This window comes from Micromonospora sp. ATA51, assembly GCF_016802855.1.
Taxonomy (GTDB): Bacteria; Actinomycetota; Actinomycetes; order Mycobacteriales; family Micromonosporaceae; genus Micromonospora; species Micromonospora sicca.
Genome location: NZ_JAEVHJ010000513.1, coordinates 1 through 2925 on the forward strand (window position 1 = coordinate 1; position 2925 = coordinate 2925).

Below are 2925 nucleotides of genomic sequence, written 5' to 3' on the forward strand. Positions count from 1 at the left end.
AGATGTTGGACAGGATCGGGGAGGCTACCCCGCCTTGCGGCACACCGCTGACGGTGGCACCCCAAACCCAGTCCTCCAGGTATCCGGCGTGGAGCATGGTGCGCACCAGCCGCAGGAACCGGTTATCGTGGATCTTCTCGCCTAGGATCGACAGCATGACCGTGTGGTCCATGCTGCCGAAGCAGTCGGCGATGTCGCCCTCGATGAACCAGGTCGTTCCCGTCCAGGTATTCGCCACCTCGCTGAGCGCCGTGTGGCAACCTCGTCGGGGACGGAAACCGTGGGACCGGTCGGAGAACGTGGGCTCGTAGTAGGCCTCCAACAGCAGGCGCACCACCTCGCCGACGAGCTTATCCGACCAGGTCGGCAGGCCCAGCGGACGTGTCTTCCCGTTCTTCTTCGGGATGTGGACGCGTCGGGCGGGCCGGAACCGGTAGCGCTCGTGGCGCATCGCCTCGACGATGCCGGTGATCCTGCCCATGGACATGCCGTCCGCGGTTTCCCCGGTGACCCCGACCGTCATCGCTCCCTGGTTGGAGTAGATGCGCCCGTAGGCCAGCAGATACAACTGCGGGTTAAACATTTGTCGATACAGTTCCTCCAGCGGCAAACCACGCCTGCCGCGTTCACGTAGGACACCCAGTACCGTTTCGGCGCTCTGCATTTCGCATACCTCCCTGGCCTGCTGTCCGATCACCTGTGTCCCTTCGCCCTGCGTCACGGCTTTCCCGGACCCCTTGGCAGGTCGTTACTCCTGCGACTACTACGGACACTCCGTCGCCATAGGGCTCGCGCCCCTTAGGCGATCCCGCGTTCATCTCTGTCGTACGTACTAGCGCGACGTAGGCGCCCCACTCATCCCCTTGAATGCCCTTACTGGGCATCGCCCAACGTCCCGGAAGTTGCGTCGGTAACGAAATAACCCGACGCAGGACGCGGCACCGGTTTCAGACGCCATGTTCCGATGGATGAAGACTTGCATCACTGGAGATTGGGGTTCAGGCAATCCAGCTTTCGCCATATCACGCGGGTCCCTCGGCGCTTCGCTCCTGGCATCTGGACACGAACACCGATATTCATGGCATGCTCCGGTCCCCTTCACCTTTCGGATCCAGGTAAGCCATCGGACCCAAGAACGTTCTTCCGAGTTCCTCCCAACTGAATTAGGGATACGACAGAGCGCCTCACGGCGCACCTCATTCGTCTTCCCGTCCACGTCGGTCTGGGCCAGGACGATCTGGTCACGTTGGTCCAACGCGGCCAGTAGATGCACCTGGACACCGGCAGGGCCGCTGCCGCACAGCGTCTTGCCATCGACGGCGATCACCCGCCGGCCCGATTCGCCGGAGCCCGCACGGCCGATCAGCCAACGGCACACCGCAGCGTCCAACGCGTCGGCGTCAATGCCGGCCAACACCCGGGTGAACGTGCTGTCATCAGGCACGCGCCGCGCGCCGGTGAACCGGTCCCGGGCCGCCCCGAGGCGGTCCCACACCGCATCCGGCAGATCCGCGGCCCACTCGGCGATCTCGACGACCCGAGACTGCCCCGAAGCCACCGCCGCGACCGCGATCGCGAGCAGGCCCGGCAGCGGATGGATCCGGCCCCGCGCATCCCGCGGGTCCGGAACCTGCGCCAACGCCTGCAACAGCCCTGGCGTGTCCTGCTCTGCCGGCTGCGACACGCCGCACAGACGTGCGGACAACCCGCCAATCAACGATGATGCCTCCACGAGCGCGGTCCTTCTCTTCGATCATCCAGCCTAGACACCTGAATGATCACCAGAAGGCCGCGCTCTTCTACGTAACCACCGGAACCGGCGTGACTACCCCACAACCGACCATCCGGTCATATCTCGATCTTGCGAACGCCCTGCGCAGCACCGCGAACGCGTTCGTCACACCCAAGTACGCCAGTCGCAGCAGCACGGCAGCCCATCATGCCGCATCGATCACCAGCTACGCCCAGGCCCAGCCCCCAGCGACCGGGCCTACATCACCGACCACGCCACAGCGGCCCTCACCAGGGCGGATGGGTTTCGGCAGGGGGCGCCGCCGATCTCGTACCGTCGCTGAGCCGCTTCCGCCCACGACGGTCGAAGCTGCCGGGCCATCCACGGGCCAAGGCTCACGTTTGGACGGAAGGGCCGGGGCCGTTGCCCTCGGCGGTTCACTGCCTCGGGCGACCGGGTGCAGAAGTCCTTCGGACCCCGACCTTCCGCGCGGTGAACAGTACGGGCGCCCACTGACACTCGGGCGCCAGTTAAACCGGATTTAATCCGCCAATAAGCGGTCGATTAGCCATAGCCGTTCACTCACCGAGGAGGTGCGCGGCGTGCCGATCGACGTGGAGCAGGGCAACTGCCCGGGCTGGTGAATGAAGCGGCTGTTCTTCCAGCTCAACGATCCGCGCTGTGGAAGCTGCACAACTACTACGCCCGCTCGCCGCCGCTGCCCGAGGGCGCGGAGGCGGCGCGGGAGGCGTTCCAGGCGTTCCAGCGGCACAGCCGCTCCAACTTCGGCTGAGCTGGTGGTGTCCGCCGTCAGCGAACGAATGACACCGGTGGGGTTCCGCACCGCCCGGGACGAGGACGTCACCGGCGACGCCGAGGCGGCCGCGGTGTGGGAGCGCGCGGGCCTGTCGGTGGGGTCCTCGGGCACCCACAGCAGGATGCTCTCGCTGCACGACCACGTACAACCGCGCTCCGGTCAGGGTGACGGTTCTCGAAGAAGTCGCAGGCGAGCAGGGCGTCGGCTTGGCGGCGGAGGAAGTCGGCCCAGGTGGTGGAGGTGCGCTCGGGCGCCGGGTCGATCCCAGCCTCGTTGAGGATTTCCCACACGGTGGAGGCGGGGGTCTTGATCCCCAGGACGAGCAGTTCGGTGTGGATGCGGCGGTAACCCCAGCTGGGGTTCTCCCGAGCCAGGC

At 66.1% G+C, this 2925-nt stretch carries 3 protein-coding genes and 1 pseudogene; 1 reads left to right on the forward strand and 3 read right to left on the reverse strand.

Translation table 11 applies throughout. From position 1 onward, the window contains the following. On the reverse strand, positions 1-664 hold a 664-nt coding region (locus JNW87_RS36915), incomplete at its 3' end, for a reverse transcriptase/maturase family protein (RefSeq protein WP_238455319.1). Positions 665-832: 168 nt separating this feature from the next. Beyond that, positions 833-1732, reverse strand: coding sequence for a transposase family protein (locus JNW87_RS36920; protein WP_238455320.1), 900 nt, complete (start codon positions 1730-1732; stop codon positions 833-835). Positions 1733-2372: 640 nt separating this feature from the next. Between JNW87_RS36920 and JNW87_RS36925 the strand changes: the two genes are divergently transcribed. After that, positions 2373-2525 (forward strand): hypothetical protein, encoded by a 153-nt coding sequence (locus JNW87_RS36925; protein ID WP_161557991.1) that lies wholly within the window; start codon positions 2373-2375, stop codon positions 2523-2525. A gap of 68 nt (positions 2526-2593) precedes the next feature. Here JNW87_RS36925 and JNW87_RS36930 read toward each other — a convergent pair. Next, positions 2594-2925: pseudogene (locus JNW87_RS36930) on the reverse strand (hypothetical protein); the annotation flags it as partial.